This is a genomic window from Protaetiibacter mangrovi, from assembly GCF_024752305.1.
GTDB classification, from domain to species: Bacteria; Actinomycetota; Actinomycetes; order Actinomycetales; family Microbacteriaceae; genus Homoserinibacter; species Homoserinibacter mangrovi.
Genome location: NZ_JANTHX010000007.1, coordinates 235,040 through 253,887 on the forward strand (window position 1 = coordinate 235,040; position 18,848 = coordinate 253,887).

Consider the following 18,848-nt stretch of genomic DNA (forward strand, 5'->3'; position numbering starts at 1 on the left):
CGCGATTCGCGCCGACTCAGACGCGAGCGAGGGTATCGAGCACGTCGGACATCAGGTCGTCGACGCCCTCGATGCCCACCGAGAGCCGCACGACGGCCGGCGAGACCTCGAGCGCGGTACCGCGCACCGAGGCGTGCGTCATCTCGGAGGGGTAGCAGACGAGCGACTCGACGCCGCCGAGCGACTCCGCGAGCTGGAACAGCTCGGTCGACTCGGCGAACCGGCGGGCGGCGTCGGCGTCGTGCAGCTCGATCGAGAGCATGCCGCCGAAGGAGCGCATCTGGCGGGCCGCGAGCTCGTGCCCCGGGTGCTCCGGCAGGCCCGGGTAGTAGACCTTCGCGAGCTTCGGATGCCCCACGAGCGACTCGGCGATCGCCTGCGCGTTCGCGGAGTGGCGGTCCATCCGCACGTGCAGCGTCTTGATGCCGCGCGAGGTGAGCCACGCGTCCATCGGCGCCGAGACCGCACCCACGCCGAACTGGATGAAGCCGACGCGGTCGGCGAGATCCTCGCCGCGCACCTCGAGGCCGGAGTTCAGCACGACGGCGCCGCCCAGCACATCCGAGTGGCCGCCCAGGTACTTCGTGGTCGAGTGCACGACCACGTCGGCGCCGAGCGCGAGCGGCTGCTGCAGGTAGGGCGAGGCGAAGGTGTTGTCGACGACGACGATCGCGCCGTTCGCGTGCGCGAGCTCGGCGACCGCGGCGATGTCGGTGATCTTCATGAGCGGGTTCGAGGGGGTCTCGAGCCACACCACCCGGGTCTCGGGGGTGAGCGCCGCGCGCACCGCGTCGAGCTCGCCCATCTCGACGGTGTCGAGGCCGACGCCCCACGGCACGTGCACGCGGTTCACCAGCCGGTGGGTGCCGCCGTAGACGTCGTTGCCCATGAGCACGTGGTCGCCGGGGGCGAGCAGAGCCCGCAGCAGCGCGTCTTCGGCCGACAGCCCGGAGGCGAAGCTGAACGCGCGGTCGCCGCCCTCGAGCGCCGCGAGCTGGGTCTCGAGCGCGGTGCGGGTGGGGTTGCCGCCGCGGGTGTACTCGTAGCCGCCGCGGAAGCCGCCGATACCGTCCTGCACGAACGTCGTCGTGAGGTACACGGGCGGGATCACCGACCCGGTGGTGGGGTCGAAGGACTGGCCGGCGCGGATGGCGCGGGTGGCGAAGTCGGCGTCGCGGGACTCGTCGAGGCTCATGGGTGCTTCCTGGTTCTGGGGTGGTGCGGGGCGCGGGGTTCGCTGCTCGGCGAGGCGGTGCTATTCGGCCAAGAACGCGAGCAGATCGTGGCGGGTGACCACGGCGGCGGGCTTGCCGTCGGCGGTCACGAGCAGCGCATCCGCATCGACGAGCGCGTCGCGCACCGCCGAGACGGAGTCGTTCATGCCGATGAGCGGCAGCGGTGCGCCGATGAACCCGGCGAGCGCATCCGTCATCTTCGCGTCGCCGTGGAACACGGCGTCGATGAGGCTCTGCTCGTCGACCGAGCCGACGACCTCGCCCATCACGACGGGCGGCTCGGCCGACAGCACCGGCATCTGGGAGATGTCGAACCGCCGCATCTTGTCGATCACGTGGCGCACGGTGTCGCTCGGGTGCACATGCACGAGGCCGGCGAGCTCCGGCTCCTTGGTGCCGACGAGATCGGCCACCGTCTTCTCGCCCTCGGCGGGCAGGAAGCCGTAGGAGCGCATCCAGCGGTCGTTGAACACCTTGCCGAGGTAGCCGCGGCCGCCGTCGGGCAGCAGGATCACCATGACGTCGTCGGGTCCGAGCTCGCGCGCGGCCTTCAGCCCGGATGCGACGGCGAGCCCCGAGGAGCCGCCGACGAGCAGGCCCTCCTCGCGGGCGAGCCGGCGGGTCATGTCGAACGACTCGGCGTCGGACGACGCGATGATCTCGTCGACCACCTCCGGGTCGTAGGCGGTCGGCCAGAAGTCCTCGCCGACGCCCTCCACGAGGTACGGCCGGCCGGTGCCGCCGGAGTACACCGAGCCCTCGGGATCGGCGCCGATCACGCGGATGGCGGGGTTCTGCTCCTTGAGGTAGCGCCCCGCACCCGAGATGGTGCCGCCGGTTCCGACGCCCGCGACGTAGTGCGTGATGCGCCCGTCGGTGTCGCGCCAGATCTCGGGGCCGGTGGTCTCGTAGTGGCTGAGCGGTCCGTTGGGGTTGGAGTACTGGTCGGGCTTGAAGGCACCCGGGATCTCCTTCGAGAGCCGGTCGCTGACCGAGTAGTAGGAGTCGGGGCTCTCGGGCGCGACGGAGGTCGGGCACACCACGACCTCGGCGCCGTACGCCTTCAGGGTGTTGATCTTGTCTTCGGAGACCTTGTCGGGGCACACGAACACGCAGCGGTAGCCGCGCTGCTGGGCGACGAGCGCGAGCCCGATTCCCGTGTTGCCGGAGGTCGGCTCGACGATCGTGCCTCCGGGCTTGAGCTTCCCCTCGCGCTCGGCCGCGTCGATGATGCGCTGCGCGATGCGGTCCTTCGAGCTGCCGCCCGGGTTCACGTACTCGACCTTCACGAGCACCGTGGCCCGGATGCCGTCGGTCACGCGGTTGAGCTTCACGAGCGGCGTGTTGCCCACCAGGTCGAGCACCGTCTCGGCGTATTTCATGGCTTCGAGCCTACCGGCGCGCATCCGTGTGTTACCGGTGGTCCGCGGCGGCCATAGACATGTCTCTGGCCCGATAGACACCCGCGCGCCGGTGTCTGTGAGGTCATAGACATGTCTATGGAACCTCACACCGACGCGGTCAGCTGCTCCGCGAACAACCGCGCGTACTCGCCGCCCAGGCCGAGCAGCTCGGCGTGGGTGCCAGACTCGACGATGCGGCCCGCGCGCACGACGTGGATGACATCCGCGTCGACCACGGTCGAGAGCCGATGGGCGATCGCGACCGTGGTTCGCCCGCGGGAGGCGGCGTCGAGCGCCCCCTGCACGATGCGCTCCGAGACGGTGTCGAGCGCGCTCGTCGCCTCGTCGAGGATGAGCACCGCCGGGTCCTTGAGCAGCACGCGCGCGATGGCCACCCGCTGCTTCTCGCCGCCCGAGAGCCGGTAGCCGCGCTCCCCCACGAGCGTGTGGTAGCCGTCGGGGAACCGCGAGATCGTGTCATGGATGTTCGCCGCGCGGCAGGCGGCCTCGAGCTCCTCGTCGGTGGCGTCGGGCTTCGCGTAGCGCAGGTTCTCGGCGATCGTCGCGTGGAAGAGGTAGGTCTCCTGGCTCACGACCCCGATGTGATCGACGAGGGATGCGTGCCGCAGTTCCCGCACATCCGTGCCCGCGAAGAGCACTGCGCCCTCGCTCGCCTCGTAGAGCCGCGGGATGAGGTACGACACCGTGGTCTTGCCGGCGCCCGACGGCCCGACGAACGCGACGTACTGGCCGGGCTCGATGCGGAACGACACGTCCTGCAGGGTGCCGGGCGCATCGGCGGCGGCATCCGGGTACCGGAACGTCACGTCGCGGAACTCCACCTCGCCGAGCCGCGCCGCATCCACCGATCGTGCATCGGCGGCATCCGTGATCGCCGGGTGCAGGTCGAGGTACTCGAAGATGCGCGCGAACAGCGCCCGCGAGGTCTGCAGGTCGAGCGCCACCCGCAGCAGCCCCATCATCGGGAACATCAGGCGCGCCTGCACGGTCGTGAACGCCACGATCGTGCCCGCCGTCACCGGCACCTCGTGCAGGATCAGCCACGCCGCCACCAGGTAGACGACCGCCGGCACGACCGACATGAACACGCCGACGATGGCGAAAAACCACTGGCCCGACATCTGCTGCCGCACCTGCAGCTCGATCTGCCGGTCGTTCTCGGCCGAGTAGCGGGCGATCTCGGCGGGCTGCCGGTTGAAGGTCTTGGCGAGCAGGATGCCCGACACCGACAGGGTCTCCTGGGTGATCGCCGTCATCTCCGACAGCGACTCCTGCGTCTGCGTCGCGATGCGCGCCCGCACCTGCCCGACCTTGCGCTGGGCGAGCACGAGCACCGGCAGCAGCACGACCGCCACGATCGTCAGCTGCCAGCTGAGCACGAGCATCGCCACGAGCGCCGCGACCACGGTCACCGTATTGCCGACGACGCTCGACACCGTGTTGTTGAGCACGGATGCCACGCCGCCGACGTCGTTCTGCAGCCGCGACTGGATGACACCCGTCTTGGTGCGCGTGAAGAAGCCGAGCTCCATGGCCTGCAGGTGGCTGAACAGCCGCACCCGCAGCACGCCCATCACCGAGTTGCCGACCCGCGCCGTGAGGTAGGTCTGCCACACGCCGAGCACCGCCGACACCAGCCACAGCCCGACCATCGCGCCGACGAGCCACAGCAGCACCGGCACGTCCGGGGTGCCGGATGGCGGGAACAGCCCCTCGTCGAACGCGCGCTGGGTGAGCAGCGGCGGCAGCACCCCGAGCCCCGCGGAGGCGAGCACGAGCACGATCGTCAGGCTCAGCGGAACGCGGAACGGAGCGAACAGCTCGCCGATGCGCCCGAGCAGGTTCGGGATGCGGGGCGCGGCCGCGTTCTCGGCCCGCTGCACCTCGGCATCGCGGCTGCCGACGCCCCCGCGCATCCCGCCGCCGCGTCCGCCCATGCTCACGTGTCGAGCCTAGGCGGGGCGGTTTCGACACGCTCGCTGCGCTCGCTCCTCAACCGGCGGCGAGCGCGGAGCGGCTACCCCTTCGTGGAGCCCGCGAGGAGCCCGCGCACGAAGTAGCGCTGCAGCGAGAAGAACACGATGAGCGGCACGACGAGCGACACGAACGCGCCGGCCGTGAGGCGCTGCCACTCCTGCCCGCGCGACCCCACCATCTCGGCCAATCGTTGGGTGAGTGGAGCGGCGTCCTGCGTGCCGCCCGAGAAGATCAGCGCCACGAGCAGGTCGTTCCACACCCACAGGAACTGGAAGATCGCCACCGACGCGAGCGCCGGGATGGCGAGCGGCAGCACGATCCGGAAGAAGATCTGCCCGTGGGTCGCGCCGTCGACGCGGGCCGCCTCGATCACCTCGCCCGGGATCTCGGAGATGAAGTTGTGCAGCAGGAAGATGGCGAGCGGCAGCGCGAACATGGTGTGCGCGATCCAGATCGGCAGGTAGTTCTGCACGGGGATGATCGGGATGAGGTCGTGCAGCCACTGCTGTCCGGGCTTCAGGAACGTGGAGAAGAACTGCAGCAGCGGCACGAGCGCCATCTGCAGCGGCACGATCTGCAGCGCGAACACGAAGATGAACAGCCAGTTCACCCACTTGAACCGCATCCACGCGAAGGCGTAGGCGGCCATCGACGCGAAGGTCAGCGGGAAGATGGTCGCCGGGATGGCGATGAACAGCGAGTTGACGAAGTAGGCGCCGAGCTGGGGCGAGGACTGCGACGGCGAGAGCAGCACGTCGCGGTAGTTGTCGAGGGTGAAGCCCGGGTTCTGGAAGATCGTCCACCATCCGGTGGTGAGGATCAGCTCGGCCGGCCGGAACGAGGAGATGAACAGCCCGAAGGTCGGGATCGTCCAGAGCACGGCGATGACGAGGGCGGCGATGGTGGCACCCCGCGAGGTGAGCCGCCGCTTGACCCGGCCGGCCTTGCCGCCGTCGCGTCCCTCGACGGCGACCTCGATCTCGCCCTCCCCGTCCTTGATGGGGAGGTCTGCGGGGGCAACGGAGCTCATCGGATCTCCCTCTGCTTGCGGAGCACATTGACGTTGTAGATCACGATCGGCAGCACCAGCACGAACAGGATGATGGCGAGCGCGGATCCGCGCCCCACCTCGGAGGCGCGGAACGCCTGGGTGTACATCTCGTTGGCGATGACGCTCGTGTTGAAGTTTCCGGCGGTCATGGTGCGCACGATGTCGAAGACCTTGAGGGTGGCGATCGAGATGGTGGTGAGCACCACCACGAGCGACCCGCGGATGCCGGGCACGGTCACGTTGCGGAACCGCTGCCAGGCGTTGGTGCCGTCGAGCTGCGCCGCCTCGATCTGCTCGGTCGGGATGCCCTTGATGGCGGCGGAGAGCACGACCATCGCGAAGCCGGTCTGGATCCAGATCATCACGAGGATCAGCAGGAAGGTGTTGAGCGGGTCGGTCTGCAGCCACTGCACCGGGTCGCCGCCGAAGGCGACGACGATCGCGTTGAACAGGCCGATCTGCTCGCGGCCCGCCGACTTGTACTCGTAGACGAACTTCCAGATGATGCCGGCGCCGACGAACGAGATCGCCATCGGCATGAACACGAGAGCCTTGTAGACGCGCTCGCCGCGGGAGCGGTCGATGAAGACGGCGTAGGCGAGGCCGAGCGCGGTGGAGATGGTCGGCACGAACGCGACCCAGATGACGGTGTTGATGAGGGTGCGGATGGCCGCCGGCTGGGTGAACGTCCAGATGAAGTTGTCCCAGGTGAAGTTGCCGCCCTTGTCGACGAACGACAGCCCGAGGGTGCGGAACGCCGGGTAGACGAGCCCGATCGTCAGCAGGATGAGCGCCGGCGCGAGGAAGCCGACGAGCTGCCAGTAGTCGCGCCCCTTCTTGGGCGCCTTGTCGATGAAGAAGACCAGCAGCCCGACGATGGCGGCGAAGATCACCAAGCCGATCACGAGTTGCAGGATCTTGCCGATCAGATCCCCGGTGGTCATGTGTCACTCGCCTTTCTTCACCGTCGAAGAGGTGGTGCAGGGCACGGCCCTGCTCCGAGGGTAGAGCGGGGGCGGGACTGAGAACCAGCCCCGCCCCCGATCCGGATGCGGTCAGGGCATCAGCTGGTGGGCCAGCTGGCCTCGATCGCGTCGACCGTGTCCTGCGTGGACTGGCCGCCCACCCAGGCGACGATGCCCTTCCAGAACGAGTCCGCGCCCACGGCGCCCGGCATGAGGTCCGAGCCGTCGAAGCGGAACGTGGTGTCGCCCTGCAGGATCTCGATCGACTGCTTGAGCAGCTCGCTCGAGGCGTTGTCGGGGTCGACGCCCTTGTTCGCGGAGATGACGCCGCCGAGGCTCACCCGGTTGTTGGCCCAGGTGTCGCTCGACAGGAAGGTGCGCACCGTCTCGACCTCGGGGGCGTCACGGAACGCGACCGGGAACTCGCCACCACCGGTGACCGCCTGCGGGTCGTCGGCGTTGACCGGCGGCAGCAGGAAGGCCCACACCGTGCCGTCGGGAGCGACGGTGTTGGCGTCGCCGCCGTCCGGGTTCCAGAAGGTCTCGTAGAAGGAGGCCTGGTGGTGCAGCGAGCACTCGCCGTCGAGGATCGGCAGACCCGCGGTCTGGAACGCCTCGCTGATCTGGGTCGACACGTCGCCGATGCCGCCGTTGACCATGTCGGGGTTCTTCAGGTACTCCCCGACGGAGTCGAAGGCCTTGACGATCTGCGGATCGTTGAACGGGATCTCGTGGTTCACCCACTGGTCGTAGACGTCGGGGCCGTCCTCGCGGAGCACGAAGTCCTCCACCCAGTCGGTGCCCGGCCATCCGGTCGCCTCACCGGACTCGAGGCCGACGCACCACGGCTTGTGGTCGCCCTCGGCCGCGATCTTCTCCGACAGCGCCTTCAGCTCGTCGAGCGTCGTCGGCACCTCGTAGCCCTTGTCCGCGAACTCGCTCGGCGAGTACCAGATGTAGCCCTTGATGGAGGCCATGAGCGGCGCCGAGTAGAAGGTGCCGTCGTAGGTGCCGTACTGCTTCCAGTCGGCCGACCACCACTTGTCGACGTTGTCCTCGACGCCCTTCGACGCGGGGATCAGCCAGCCGCCGGCGGCGAGCCGGGCGAGCAGACCGGGCTGCGGCACGATGCCGATGTCGGGCGCGTTGCCGCCCTCGGCGAGCACGGCGATCTGGGCCTCGAACTCGCTCGAGCCCTGGTAGTCGATCTCGATGCCGGTGCAGGTCTCGAAGTCCTTCCAGGACTCCACGAGCCGGTCGGCCTCGAGGTCGAGGATCGTGCCGCTGATCGTGACGGTCTTGCCCTCGTCGGTGCCGTATGCCTCGTACGGCGCGCAGTCGACGTCTCCGCCGTCGTCTGCGATGTCGCCGGTGCAGCCGGTCAACGCGAGTGCGCCGACTCCGAAGGCCGCGACGCCGGCCAACAGCCGGCGGTTCACCCGTGAACGCATTGTTCCTCCTCGTTGAGCCCTCCCCCGCGGGTGGCGGTGTCGGGGTGCGGATGGTGCAGGGCGGAGGCTCCCGTGCGGTCACGTTCGCGACGACGGGAACCGTTTCCATCTCCCACGCTAGGCGAGCGCTCCCACGCCCGGCAACCACCCCGTCCCCCGAACAGGTCACGATCGCGCAACCTTCCGGGGATGCGGAAGGGCGCCGCCCCCGTGGGGAGCGGCGCCCTTCTGAAGCGGTGCGTGACGTCCTTACTTGAGGACGACGGTCGCGCCGGCCTCCTCGAGCTGAGCCTTCGCCTTCTCGGCGGTCTCCTTGTTCGCGCCCTCGAGGACGGTGCTCGGGGCACCGTCGACGACGGCCTTCGCCTCGCCGAGGCCGAGGTTCGTGAGCGCACGGACCTCCTTGATGACCTGGATCTTCTTGTCGCCGGCCGACTCGAGGACGACGTCGAACGAGTCCTTCTCCTCGACCTCTTCGGCAGCGCCACCGGCGCCACCGGCGGCCGGGGCGGCCGCGACGGCGACCGGAGCGGCGGCGGTGACCTCGAAGGTCTCCTCGAACTTCTTCACGAACTCGGACAGCTCGATGAGCGAGAGCTCCTTGAACGCCTCGAGCAGCTCGTCGGTGCTGAGCTTGGCCATTTCTTTCTCCTTAGCTGTGGGGCCGGAGCCCCGGGGTCGAACCTCCGACGGGGATCCGCCGGATGTGTCTGGGTACGAGCGTCAGCTCGCGGATTCCTGCTTCTGGCGCAGCGCGTCGACCGTGCGGACGGCCTGGGCGAGCGGCGCGTTGAACAGGTAGGCAGCTCCGAACAGCGAGGCCTTGAAGGCGCCGGCCAGCTTGGCCAGCAGCACCTCCCGGGACTCGAGGTCGGCGAGCTTGCCCACCTCGGCAGCGGTCAGAGCGGCACCGTCGAAGTAGCCGCCCTTGACCACGAGCAGAGGATTGGCCTTGGCGAAGTCACGCAGAGCCTTCGCGACGGCGACGGTGTCGCCGTGCACGAACGCGATCGCGGAAGGGCCCTCGAGGAGGTCGTCGAGACCCTCCACGCCGGCTTCCTTCGCGGCGATCTTGGTGAGCGTGTTCTTCACCACGGCGTAGCTCGCGTTCTCACGGATGCTGGAGCGCAGCTGCTTGAGCTGCGCCACCGTGAGGCCGCGGTACTCGGTGAGCACGATCGCGTTCGAGTTGCGGAATTCGTCCGTCAGCTCGGCGACCGTGGTTTCCTTGTTCGCCATGGCGCTCCTTGTGGTTGTGGATGTCACGCCGAGGGCTGCCGGTGGGGCGGAGGACCCAACAAAAAAGCTCCGGCGCATGCGCACGGAGCTGAACCCGGAGGTCTACTTCACACGCCTGCGCGGGCCCCTCTGGTGAGGACTTCGTCCGCGGCCCGCAAGCGGGCGCGCAGAGACCGGCGGTCTTCGGCTCGTCGAGAGTATCACACCTGCGCGGGCGGTTCCTCCGCGGGTGGGTCCGCCGAGGCGTCCGGCTCGGCCGGGGGTTCGTCGCCCTCGTCGGCGCGTCTCCCCCACCGCGGGAGGAGCAGCGCCACCACGATGACGGCGAGCAGCAGCAGGGCGACGACCACCGCGACGGTGAACCCGGAGTCGGAGGTGGCGGGCTCCGGGTCCGGCCCCGGGGTCACGAGCACGACCTCGTCGACGGGCGTCGGGGTGGTGACGCCGGACGTGCCCGGCACGAGCGGCGTCAGCGTGCCGTCGGCGAGCGCGAACCACGCGGAGCCGCCCACGTCGCGCACCAGCTGGGCATCGTCGGGCACGGCGGCGAGCGCCACCGCGGCGTCGGGGTCCGGATCGAACTCCGCGAGCTCCGGGTCCTCGGTGTCGAGGTTGATCCAGACGATCGCGACCCCCACCGGTTCGTCGGCGATCGTCACCGGCACGGCCCACTCGTTCGCCATCCGCACGGGCTTGCCCTCCGTGTCGCCGGCGAGTCGCGCGTCGGTCCAGCGGAAGACGCGCGAGATCGGGCCGGAGGCGGTCGTGTCGTCGAAGTCGATGCCGCCGCCCGCGGCATCCGTGCCGTAGATGTCGTCGAGCCGCTCGACCATCCCGCCCCCGGTGACGTACGCCGTCACCTCCGGCGGCACGGAGCCGACGCTCGCCGACGCCGCGGCGGGCGCGGCGAAGACCAGCGGGAGGGCGAGCAGCAGCACGGGGAACGATCGGGGGGCAGATCGCATGGCGCTCAGTCTGCCAGCACCCTCCTCCGCGGCAGTCGCACCGTGAACCGGGTGTCGCCGGGCCTGCTCTCGACGCGGATCTCGCCGTGGTGGGCGTCGACGACGGCTGCGACGATCGCGAGGCCGAGGCCCGTGCTGCCCGTCGCCCGCGAGCGCGAGGTGTCGCCGCGGGCGAAGCGCTCGAAGAGAATCGGCTGCAGCTCGGGATCGATGCCGGGACCGTCGTCGGCGACCGTGAGCACCACGTCGTCGCCCGCCTCGGCGAGCGTCACCGTCACCGCGGTGCCCTCCGGGGTGTGCCGGTGGGCGTTGGCGAGCAGGTTGACCACCACCTGGTGCAGGCGGGCCTGGTCGCCCTCGACGGTGAGCGGCGGCTCGGGCGCCACCACCTCCCAGTCGTGGTCGGGCGCCGCGGCGTAGGCGTCGCCCACGGCATCCGTCACGATCCGCACGAGCTCGACCTCGCCGAACACGAGCCCCTGCCCTTCGTCGAGGCGGGCGAGCTCGAGCAGGTCCTCGACGAGGGCCGTCATGCGGATCGACTCCGACTCGATGCGGTCGAGGGAGCGGATGGCGTCGACCGGCAGGTCGTCGTCGATGCGGCGGGTGAGCTCGGCGTAGCCGCGGATGGAGGCGAGCGGCGTACGCAGCTCGTGGCTCGCGTCGGCCACGAAGCGGCGCACCTTCTCCTCGGAGTGCTGGCGGGCGACGAGCGCGCTCTCGACGTGCCCCAGCATCCGGTTGATGGCGGCGCCCACCTGCCCGACCTCGGTGCGCGGATCGGCCTCCGCGGTGGGGACCCGCTCGGGGATCGCGACGTCTCCGGATGCCAGCTGCAGCTCGGTGACGCGGGCGGCGGTCTCGGTCACCCGTCCGAGCGGCCGCAGGGCGACCCGGGTGAGGGCGACCGCACCGAGCGCCGCGAGCAGCAGGGCGCCGGCCGTGACGAGCGCGAAGATGCCGACGAGGGTCCAGGTGGTGGTGTCGACCTCGGAGGTCGACATGCCGACGGCGGCGACCCCGTTCGACGCCCGGTGCACCTCCATGCGATAGGTGCCGAGGCCCGGGATCGTGATCGTCGAGACCTGGTTCTTCGGGGCGGCGAGGGCCTGCTCGATCTGTTCGTCGGTGAGCGCCGTGCCGGGTCCCGGCCCGTCGTACACCACGCCCGCCGGATCCGCCCCGTCGACGTCGACGACGATCACGAGGCCGCTGCGCAGGTTGTCGGAGCCTCCGGGCACGCTGCCGCCCCCGGGTCCCGAGGTCACGAAGCGCATGACCTCCTGCACCTGCGAGTCGAGCCGCTGCAGCAGGTTCTGGCGCAGGGCGAACACGCTGACCGTCCCGATCAGGATGCCGACGACGGCGACGAGGGCGACGACGCCCAGCACGACGCGTCGGCGGATCGACCACGGCGCCCGGGCGGTGCGGGGCGCCTCGGTCATGACGCCGGCTTGATCAGGTAGCCGACGCCGCGCACCGTGTGGATCATGGGCGGCATCCCGTCGCCCTCGATCTTCTTGCGCAGGTAGGAGATGTAGATCTCGACGATGCTCGAGCGGCCCTCGAAGTCGTAGCTCCACACCCGGTCCAGGATCTGCAGCTTGCTCACCACACGGCGCGGGTTGCGCATGAGGTAGCGCAGCAGCTCGAACTCCTTCGCGGTGAGGTCGATGGGGGTGCCGCCGCGGCTCACCTCGTAGCTCTCCTCGTCGAGCATGAGGTCGCCCACGCGCAGCACGGGGTCGGTGTACCCGGTGACGGCGCGGCCCGTGCGGCGCAGCAGGGCCCGCAACCGGGCCACCACCTCCTCGAGGCTGAAGGGCTTCGTCACGTAGTCGTCGCCGCCCGCGGTGAGGCCGATGACGCGATCGTTCACGGCATCCTTCGCGGTGAGGAAGAGCACGGCGACCTCGTCGCCCCCCGCGCGCAGCCGGCGCAGCACCTCGAGCCCGTCGAGGCCCGGCATCATGATGTCGAGCACCACGACGTCGGGCTGGAAGGTGCGCGCTTTGCCCAGCGCGGATGCGCCGTCGGTCGCCGTCTCGACCTGCCAGCCCTCGTAGCGCAGCGCCATCTGGATGAGCTCGCCGAGCGAGGGCTCGTCGTCGACGACGAGCGCGCGCACGGGGGAGCCGTCGGGACGGGTGAGGGGTGCGGGGGCGGCGGTCGGAGTGCTCACATCTCGATTGTGCTCCGCGGCCTGGGAGATTCCTATGACGCTCCTAGACGCCGTCTAGGGAGTTCATGGGCTGGTTTCGACACGCGCCTACGGCGCTACTCGACCAGCGAGGTACCGCTGAGCGAGTAGGTCGCGGAGCGGCCGTGTCGAAATAGCACCGTCGCATGCCCGTGTGACGATGGAGGCGTGCAGCCCACCCTCGCGCTCTTCGATCCGGCCCCGGTGCCGTACCGCGAGCGCATGGTCGCGGATGCGGCCGACCGGGTGTCGTGGCTGCGCGCCCGAGCCCGGGGGGTCACGGCGACGGACGTCGCCCGCCTCACGGGCGAGAAGGCCGTGCGGGCCGTCGCGATGGAGAAGCTGCTCGGCTCGGGCTTCACGGGCAACGCCTTCACCCGCCACGGCCGCGAACGCGAACCCGAGATCGGTCGCTGGGTGGCACGCCACCACGCGGGCATGCGCGGCAACACCGCCCTCTTCCACGCCGACGGCGAGCCGCTGCACCTGGCGACGCCCGACGGCATCCGCGACACCGACGGCCGGCTCGAGCTCTGCGAGATCAAGACGACGCGCAGCGCCTGGCGCTCGATCCCCCGGCACTACCTGCGCCAGGTCTGGTGGCAGCAGTACGTGCTCGGCGCCGAGCGCACGCTCGTGGTCTGGGAGCAGCACGACGACTTCGTGCCGATCAGCGGCGTGCCGGAGACCCGCTGGGTCGACCGCGACGAGAACGAGATCCACCGCCTCGTGCAGCTCGCCGATCAGCTGCTCGGCGCGATGCGCCGCTGACGCGACCGCGACACCGCGATCGCCCCGACGCCGACGGCGCCGATGAGCGCCGCGATGCCCAGCACGTACAGCAGCACCGTGCCGTAGCCGTTCGCGAAGTTCGCCGGGTCGAGGAACGGATACGGGTACCACCCCTGCCGATGCAGGGCGTCGTTGTAGACGAACGGCCCGCGCAGCATCGTGGAGGCGGCCCACACGATCGGGTAGACCACGATGACGCCCACCGCGCCCCATCCGACTCGTCGACGCCCCGGCGCGAACAGCCAGTCCACCAGCAGCACGATCGGCACGACCACGTGCAGCACCTCGTTCGACCAGGGCAGGGTCGACCCCTGCGGCAGCTCGATGCCGCGCAGCAGGAGGTTGTAGACGATGCCGGTCGTGACCAGGTATGTCGTGGCGCAGGCGCGCAGCACGGCGTACCAGCCGGGGTCGGGGAGCACCGAGCGGGCGAGCAGCACGGCGCCGATCGTGAGGCTGACCGCGCCGATGACGTTCGACTGGATCGTGAAGAACGAGAAGAAGTTGGTGATCGACGTGGCGAGATCCCGCACCCCGGTCGAGGTCCAGTAACCGATGCTCAGCGACAGCTGACCGACGACGGCGGCGACCACGGCGAGGGCGCCCGCGATCCGGATGAGCAGGAACGCGGAGCGCATGCCGAGAAGTTATCAGCACGGTGACATCCGTGTAACACCGATGACGCATGACGCACGTTGAATGGCTCCCGAGGCGGAAAGGCCAGGGAACATGACGACGATGCGGGCCGTGACCATGGCTGCGCCCGGTGGGCCGGAGGTGCTCGAGACCTCCGAGGTCGAGGCGCCGACGCGCGTGAACGCGGAATTCCTCATCAAGGTGATCGCGGCGGGGGTCAACCCCGTGGACGCGAAGACCCGTGCGGGTCACGGCGCGTGGGCCGGCGTCACCACGACCCCGGTGGTGCTGGGCAACGACTTCTCGGGCATCGTGGTCGAGGCGCCGTACGAGTCGCATCCGCTGCAGCCCGGCACCGAGGTCTACGGCATGGGGATGGTGCCGCGGATGAGCGGCGCCTACGCCGAGTACCTCACGGTCACCGCGCTCAGCGTCGCCAGGAAGCCGCCGTCGCTCTCCCACGTCGAGGCCGCGGCGGTGCCGCTCGCGGCGCTCACGGCGTGGGGCATGGTGGTCGAGACCGCGAAGGCGCACGAGGGTCAGCGGATGCTGATCCACGCGGGCGCCGGAGGCGTCGGCCACTTCGCGGTGCAGTTCGCGTCGTACTTCGGCGCACACGTGATCGCCACCGGGTCGGCGCGCAACGCCGCCTTCCTCACCGAGCTCGGCGCGGCCGAGGTCGTCGACTACACGGCGGGGCCCTTCGAGGAGGCGATCGATCCGGTCGACGTCGTCATCGACCTCGTCGGCAACGCCGGCGGCGACACCGGCTCGCGCTCGCTGGCGGTGCTGCGCCCGGGTGCCCTCTACGTCAACGGCCCCACGGGCTCGTTCCCCACGATGAGCGCCGAGGCGGAGGCGCTCGGGGTGCGGGCCACGGGCTTCCGGGTCGCCCCCGACGCGGCGACCCTCTCCATCGTCACGCGGCTCATCGAGTCCGGCGACGTGCGGGTGTTCGTCGACCGGGTGCTGCCGCTCGAGGAGGCGGCCGAGGCGCATCGGCTCATCGAGTCGGGGCACACCCGCGGCAAGATCGTTCTCGCCGTCGCCGACGTCTGAGACGCCTCAGAGCGCCCGCTCGAACACGAAGTCGTCCTCGTAGCGGTCGCCCACGAGGAAGCGCTTGACGCCGACGCGGGCGAAGCCGTGCTTGCCGTAGAAGCGCTGGGCGCGCGCGTTCTCCTGGTTGACGCCGAGCCACATGCCGGCGGCTCCGCCGGCACGCGCGTCGTCGAGGCTCGCCCCCATGAGCGCCGCCGCGATGCCGCCGCCGTGGGCGTCCGGATGCACGTAGCACTTGGAGAGCTCGACGGTCGGGCGCAGGGCGATCGCCGCCGCGACGTCCGCGTCGGCCGGTTCGCCCGCCACGAGCATCGTGTAGCCGACGAGCATCCCGGCGTCCTCCGCGACGAACAGCACGCGACGCGGATCGGCGAGATAGCTCTCGAAGCTCGCGCGGCTCAGGTTCGCCGCGATGAAGGCGGCCTTCGCCTCGTCGGTGGTGTGCGGCGGGCACGCGAGGGGGAAGGTCAGCGCGGCGAGCTCCGCGAGGAGGATCGCATCCGACTCCGTCGCCCGTCGCACCTGCACCCCGTCAGCCTATTCCGCGACAATGGGCCGATGAGCCCCGCTGCGCACGACACCGTCTTCGAGCGGTACCCGCCCTCGGCATCCGTGGTGACGCACGCGCTCGACGGCACACGTCAGGCGGTGTTCTGGCTCGACGAGCTGGGCGACCCGCCCGCGCATGCGCCCCTCGCCGGCAGCGCCACCACCGACCTCGCGATCGTGGGCGGCGGGTTCACCGGACTCTGGACGGCGCTGCGGGCGAAGCAGCGCGACCCCGGCCGACGCGTCGTGCTGCTCGAGGCGAAGCGCATCGGCTGGGCGCAATCCGGCCGCAACGGCGGCTTCGTCGAGGCGAGCCTCACCCACGGCGAGGAGAACGGCCGCAGCCGGTGGCCCGAGGAGTACGCGCAGCTGGCACGCCTCGGCATGGAGAACCTCGACGCGATCGAGCGCACCATCGCCGAGCTCGGTCTCGACGTGCAGTGGGAGCGCACCGGCGAGCTCGACGTGGCGACCGAGCCGCACCAGCTCGCCTGGCTCGAGGGCACCCGCCCGGCCGACGGCGACGCGGATGTCGTGCTGTGGGATCGCGACGAGGTGCAGGCCCAGGTGCACTCCCCCAGCTACCTCGGCGGGATGTGGCGCACCCGGGAGGTGGCGCTCGTGCACCCCGGCCGGCTGGCGCGGGAGCTCGCCCGCGCCGCCGCCGAGGCAGGCGTCGAGCTGCACGAGGACAGCCCCGTGCGGCGGCTGGAGGCCGACGGCGACGGGGTCGCGGTGGTGACCGACCGCGGCCGCCTCCGCGCCTCTCGGGTGGCGCTCGGCACGAGCGTCTACCCCTCGCTGCTCGTGCGGAACCGGCTGATGACGGTGCCGGTCTACGACTACGTGCTCATGACCGAGCCCCTCGACCGGGGCCAGCTCGCCTCGATCGGGTGGGAGGGGCGGCAGGGCATCGGCGATCTCGCGAACCAGTTCCACTACTCGCGCCGCACCGCCGACGACCGCATCCTGTTCGGCGGCTACGACGCGATCTACCGCTACGGGGGCCGGGTGCGGGCGCGCTACGAGGACCGTCCGCAGAGCTTCGAGAGGCTCGCCCGGCACTTCTTCACCCTGTATCCGCAGCTCGAGGGTCTGCGGTTCAGCCACCGCTGGGCGGGGGCGATCGACACGAGCACCCGGTTCTGCGCGTACTTCGGCACGGCCCGCACGGGCCGGGTCGCCTACGCGGCCGGGTTCACCGGCCTCGGCGTCGGCGCCACGCGCTTCGCCGCCGACACGATGCTCGACCTGCTGGACGGCGAGCCGACCGAGCGCACCGAGCTCGAGATGGTGCGGCGGCGGCCCGTTCCGTTCCCGCCGGAGCCCGCCGCATCCGCCGGGATCGCCGCGACCCGCTGGTCGCTCGACCGCGCCGACCACCGTGAGGGGTCGCGCAACGTGCTGCTGCGCACCCTCGACGCGCTCGGCCTGGGGTTCGACTCGTGAAGCCCGTCGACGCGGGCTCGCTCCCGCTCGACCACGAACCCGTCGACGACGCGCAGCGGATCGCGGGAGCGCCGAGCACCGGATGGCGCGCGCTCGGCACCACGGCGTCCGGGGGCGAGTACGGCGTGTGGGAGATGTCGTCCGGCACGATGAGCGACGTCGAGGCGGACGAGGTGTTCGTGGTGCTGGCGGGGCGGGCGACCGTCGTGTTCTCCGACGGCCGCGTGGCGGAGTTGACGCCCGGCACCGTGATGCGCCTCTCGGCGGGAGAGCGCACGACGTGGACCGTGCACGAGACCCTGCGGAAGGTCTACGTCACCCCCGCCTGAGCTCGACGCGCTCTGCCCGCTCCCGAGTCGGGGCTCGCTCCCGAATCAAGGAGCCGAGCAACCCGAATCAAGGAACGCGCCCCGGCATCCGGACTCACCGGCCACGTCCGCCACACCGGTCACGCCGACTCCTTGAGATGGGTTGCTCGGCTCCTTGATTCGGGATGCCGCAGACGATGCCGCACGCGGATGCCGCGCCCCACGGGGCCGGAAACGACGGAAGGGCCCGCCGAAGCGGACCCCTCCTGAGTGGTTCAGCTGCTCAGAGCACCGAGACGTCGAGCGGCACACCCGGACCGAAGGTGGTCGAGAGCGACCCCTTCTGGATGTAGCGGCCCTTCGACGAGGACGGCTTGGCGCGCTGGATCTCGTCGAGCGCGGCCTTGAAGTTCTCGTTCAGCTGGTCGGTCGAGAAGCCGGCCTTGCCGATCACGAAGTGCACGTTGGCGTGCTTGTCGACGCGGAACTCGATCTTGCCGCCCTTGATGTCGGACACGGCCTTGGCCACGTCCGGCGTCACGGTGCCGGTCTTGGGGTTCGGCATGAGGCCACGGGGACCGAGCACCTTGCCGAGACGACCCACCTGGCCCATGAGCTCGGGGGTCGAGACCGCCGAGTCGAACGCGGTGTAGCCGCCGGCTACCTTCTCGATGAGCTCGGCGCCGCCGACCTCATCGGCGCCCGCCGCGATCGCGGCCTCGGCCGCGGGGCCGGTCGCGAACACGATGACGCGGGCGGTCTTGCCGGTGCCGTGCGGGAGGATGACGGTGCCGCGCACCATCTGGTCGGCCTTGCGCGGGTCGACGCCGAGCTTGAGCGCCACCTCGACCGTGGAGTCGAACTTCTTCGACCCGGTCTCCTTGACGACGGCGACGGCCTCATCCGGACCGTAGAACTTGCCGACCTCGATCTTCTCGACGGCGGCGCGGTATGCCTTGGACTTCTGAGCCATGATTACGCCTCCACCGTGATCCCCATCGACCGGGCGGTGCCGGCGATGATCTTCTCGGCCGCCTCGATGTCGTTGGCGTTGAGGTCGACCTGCTTCTGCTCGGCGATGGCGCGCACCTGCTCACGCGTGAGCTTCGCGACCTTCACCGTGTGCGGGGTGGAGGAGCCCTTGGCGACGCCGGCCGCCTTCTTGATGAGCTCGGCGGCGGGCGGGGTCTTGAGGATGAACGTGAACGAGCGGTCCTCGTACACGGTGATCTCGACGGGGATGACGTTGCCGCGCTGGTTCTCGGTCGCGGCGTTGTACGCCTTGCAGAACTCCATGATGTTCACGCCGTGCTGACCCAGGGCCGGGCCGATGGGCGGGGCCGGGTTCGCGGCGCCGGCGTTGATCTGGAGCTTGATCAGGCCGGTCACCTTCTTCTTCGGTGCCATGTTCTCTTTCTCTCTGTCGAACGGGACCGGTCGGCCCCACTCTCCCGACATCCGGACGGATGCGGTCGCCGCCCGGGCGCGCTGAAGCACGTGGGCAACCTGAACATGATACGCGACGCATCCTGTGAGCGCGAGCGC

Annotated in this window: 19 protein-coding genes; 4 read left to right on the forward strand and 15 right to left on the reverse strand. The window is 70.4% G+C overall.

Features of this window, described 5'->3' with window-relative positions:
* Positions 1-16: 16 nt before the first annotated feature.
* The 11 genes from NUH29_RS08755 to NUH29_RS08805 all read right to left on the reverse strand — a co-directional run bounded on the left by NUH29_RS08755 (position 17) and on the right by NUH29_RS08805 (position 12,489).
* Complete coding sequence (locus tag NUH29_RS08755; protein ID WP_258798702.1) at positions 17-1,195, reverse strand: cystathionine gamma-synthase; 1,179 nt, start codon at positions 1,193-1,195, stop codon at positions 17-19.
* Positions 1,196-1,255: 60 nt separating this feature from the next.
* Complete coding sequence (locus NUH29_RS08760; RefSeq protein ID WP_258798704.1) at positions 1,256-2,617, reverse strand: cystathionine beta-synthase; 1,362 nt, start codon at positions 2,615-2,617, stop codon at positions 1,256-1,258.
* Positions 2,618-2,742: 125 nt separating this feature from the next.
* A complete protein-coding gene (locus NUH29_RS08765; protein ID WP_258799249.1) occupies positions 2,743-4,596 on the reverse strand; it encodes an ABC transporter ATP-binding protein in 1,854 nt (617 codons plus the stop codon).
* Between the two features lie 80 nt (positions 4,597-4,676).
* Positions 4,677-5,666, reverse strand: coding sequence for a carbohydrate ABC transporter permease (locus tag NUH29_RS08770; RefSeq protein ID WP_258798705.1), 990 nt, complete (start codon positions 5,664-5,666; stop codon positions 4,677-4,679).
* Positions 5,663-6,631 (reverse strand): carbohydrate ABC transporter permease, encoded by a 969-nt coding sequence (locus NUH29_RS08775; RefSeq protein WP_258798706.1) that lies wholly within the window; start codon positions 6,629-6,631, stop codon positions 5,663-5,665. The genes NUH29_RS08770 and NUH29_RS08775 overlap by 4 nt, the downstream gene beginning before the upstream one ends.
* Positions 6,632-6,750: 119 nt before the next feature.
* Positions 6,751-8,103 carry an ABC transporter substrate-binding protein gene (locus NUH29_RS08780; RefSeq protein ID WP_258798707.1) on the reverse strand — a complete coding sequence of 451 codons (1,353 nt, stop codon included), beginning with the start codon at positions 8,101-8,103 and terminating at the stop codon, positions 6,751-6,753.
* Between the two features lie 249 nt (positions 8,104-8,352).
* A complete protein-coding gene (gene rplL, locus NUH29_RS08785) occupies positions 8,353-8,745 on the reverse strand; it encodes a 50S ribosomal protein L7/L12 (RefSeq protein ID WP_258798708.1) in 393 nt (130 codons plus the stop codon).
* 81 nt (positions 8,746-8,826) lie between these two features.
* The gene (gene rplJ, locus NUH29_RS08790; protein ID WP_258798709.1) at positions 8,827-9,342 is read right to left on the reverse strand and encodes a 50S ribosomal protein L10; all 516 of its coding nucleotides are present in this window, start codon (positions 9,340-9,342) and stop codon (positions 8,827-8,829) included.
* Positions 9,343-9,542: 200 nt separating this feature from the next.
* The gene (locus tag NUH29_RS08795; protein ID WP_258798710.1) at positions 9,543-10,307 is read right to left on the reverse strand and encodes a hypothetical protein; all 765 of its coding nucleotides are present in this window, start codon (positions 10,305-10,307) and stop codon (positions 9,543-9,545) included.
* Positions 10,308-10,312: 5 nt separating this feature from the next.
* Positions 10,313-11,752: a sensor histidine kinase gene (locus tag NUH29_RS08800; protein ID WP_258798711.1), complete on the reverse strand. Its 1,440-nt coding sequence runs from the start codon at positions 11,750-11,752 to the stop codon at positions 10,313-10,315.
* Positions 11,749-12,489, reverse strand: a complete 741-nt coding sequence (locus NUH29_RS08805; RefSeq protein WP_258798712.1) for a response regulator transcription factor — start codon at positions 12,487-12,489, stop codon at positions 11,749-11,751. The genes NUH29_RS08800 and NUH29_RS08805 overlap by 4 nt, the downstream gene beginning before the upstream one ends.
* A gap of 240 nt (positions 12,490-12,729) precedes the next feature.
* Between NUH29_RS08805 and NUH29_RS08810 the strand changes: the two genes are divergently transcribed.
* On the forward strand, positions 12,730-13,278 hold the full coding sequence (locus NUH29_RS08810) for a YqaJ viral recombinase family protein (protein WP_258799250.1): 549 nt from the start codon (positions 12,730-12,732) through the stop codon (positions 13,276-13,278).
* Here NUH29_RS08810 and NUH29_RS08815 read toward each other — a convergent pair.
* The gene (locus NUH29_RS08815) at positions 13,251-13,937 is read right to left on the reverse strand and encodes a Pr6Pr family membrane protein (protein ID WP_258798713.1); all 687 of its coding nucleotides are present in this window, start codon (positions 13,935-13,937) and stop codon (positions 13,251-13,253) included. The two genes, NUH29_RS08810 and NUH29_RS08815, sit on opposite strands and share 28 nt — an antisense overlap.
* A gap of 91 nt (positions 13,938-14,028) precedes the next feature.
* Here NUH29_RS08815 and NUH29_RS08820 point away from each other — a divergent pair, with 91 nt between their 5' ends.
* On the forward strand, positions 14,029-14,994 hold the full coding sequence (locus tag NUH29_RS08820) for an NADP-dependent oxidoreductase (protein ID WP_373317449.1): 966 nt from the start codon (positions 14,029-14,031) through the stop codon (positions 14,992-14,994).
* A gap of 6 nt (positions 14,995-15,000) precedes the next feature.
* Here the strand turns inward: NUH29_RS08820 and NUH29_RS08825 are convergent, their stop codons facing one another.
* Positions 15,001-15,525 carry a GNAT family N-acetyltransferase gene (locus NUH29_RS08825; protein WP_258798714.1) on the reverse strand — a complete coding sequence of 175 codons (525 nt, stop codon included), beginning with the start codon at positions 15,523-15,525 and terminating at the stop codon, positions 15,001-15,003.
* 30 nt (positions 15,526-15,555) lie between these two features.
* Between NUH29_RS08825 and NUH29_RS08830 the strand changes: the two genes are divergently transcribed.
* Together NUH29_RS08830 and NUH29_RS08835 are read left to right on the forward strand one after the other, a co-directional pair.
* Positions 15,556-16,995, forward strand: coding sequence for an NAD(P)/FAD-dependent oxidoreductase (locus NUH29_RS08830; protein WP_258798716.1), 1,440 nt, complete (start codon positions 15,556-15,558; stop codon positions 16,993-16,995).
* A complete protein-coding gene (locus NUH29_RS08835) occupies positions 16,992-17,324 on the forward strand; it encodes a cupin domain-containing protein (protein WP_258798717.1) in 333 nt (110 codons plus the stop codon). The genes NUH29_RS08830 and NUH29_RS08835 overlap by 4 nt, the downstream gene beginning before the upstream one ends.
* A 262-nt stretch (positions 17,325-17,586) precedes the next feature.
* Here the strand turns inward: NUH29_RS08835 and rplA are convergent, their stop codons facing one another.
* Together rplA and rplK are read right to left on the reverse strand one after the other, a co-directional pair.
* Positions 17,587-18,276 carry a 50S ribosomal protein L1 gene (gene rplA, locus NUH29_RS08840; protein WP_258798718.1) on the reverse strand — a complete coding sequence of 230 codons (690 nt, stop codon included), beginning with the start codon at positions 18,274-18,276 and terminating at the stop codon, positions 17,587-17,589.
* Between the two features lie 2 nt (positions 18,277-18,278).
* Positions 18,279-18,710, reverse strand: coding sequence for a 50S ribosomal protein L11 (rplK, locus tag NUH29_RS08845; RefSeq protein ID WP_130490052.1), 432 nt, complete (start codon positions 18,708-18,710; stop codon positions 18,279-18,281).
* Positions 18,711-18,848 lie beyond the last annotated feature (138 nt).

Excerpts from the sequence above, each read along its gene's own strand:
- NUH29_RS08755 (WP_258798702.1), bottom strand. The coding sequence starts at position 1,195 with ATGAGCCTCGACGAGTCCCGCGACGCCGACTTCGCCACCCGCGCCATC.
- NUH29_RS08760 (WP_258798704.1), bottom strand. The coding sequence starts at position 2,617 with ATGAAATACGCCGAGACGGTGCTCGACCTGGTGGGCAACACGCCGCTC.
- NUH29_RS08765 (WP_258799249.1), bottom strand. The coding sequence starts at position 4,596 with ATGGGCGGACGCGGCGGCGGGATGCGCGGGGGCGTCGGCAGCCGCGAT.
- NUH29_RS08770 (WP_258798705.1), bottom strand. The coding sequence starts at position 5,666 with ATGAGCTCCGTTGCCCCCGCAGACCTCCCCATCAAGGACGGGGAGGGC.
- NUH29_RS08775 (WP_258798706.1), bottom strand. The coding sequence starts at position 6,631 with ATGACCACCGGGGATCTGATCGGCAAGATCCTGCAACTCGTGATCGGC.
- NUH29_RS08780 (WP_258798707.1), bottom strand. The coding sequence starts at position 8,103 with ATGCGTTCACGGGTGAACCGCCGGCTGTTGGCCGGCGTCGCGGCCTTC.
- rplL (WP_258798708.1), bottom strand. The coding sequence starts at position 8,745 with ATGGCCAAGCTCAGCACCGACGAGCTGCTCGAGGCGTTCAAGGAGCTC.
- rplJ (WP_258798709.1), bottom strand. The coding sequence starts at position 9,342 with ATGGCGAACAAGGAAACCACGGTCGCCGAGCTGACGGACGAATTCCGC.
- NUH29_RS08795 (WP_258798710.1), bottom strand. The coding sequence starts at position 10,307 with ATGCGATCTGCCCCCCGATCGTTCCCCGTGCTGCTGCTCGCCCTCCCG.
- NUH29_RS08800 (WP_258798711.1), bottom strand. The coding sequence starts at position 11,752 with ATGACCGAGGCGCCCCGCACCGCCCGGGCGCCGTGGTCGATCCGCCGA.
- NUH29_RS08810 (WP_258799250.1), top strand. The coding sequence starts at position 12,730 with ATGGTCGCGGATGCGGCCGACCGGGTGTCGTGGCTGCGCGCCCGAGCC.
- NUH29_RS08815 (WP_258798713.1), bottom strand. The coding sequence starts at position 13,937 with ATGCGCTCCGCGTTCCTGCTCATCCGGATCGCGGGCGCCCTCGCCGTG.
- NUH29_RS08820 (WP_373317449.1), top strand. The coding sequence starts at position 14,029 with ATGACGACGATGCGGGCCGTGACCATGGCTGCGCCCGGTGGGCCGGAG.
- NUH29_RS08830 (WP_258798716.1), top strand. The coding sequence starts at position 15,556 with ATGAGCCCCGCTGCGCACGACACCGTCTTCGAGCGGTACCCGCCCTCG.
- rplA (WP_258798718.1), bottom strand. The coding sequence starts at position 18,276 with ATGGCTCAGAAGTCCAAGGCATACCGCGCCGCCGTCGAGAAGATCGAG.
- rplK (WP_130490052.1), bottom strand. The coding sequence starts at position 18,710 with ATGGCACCGAAGAAGAAGGTGACCGGCCTGATCAAGCTCCAGATCAAC.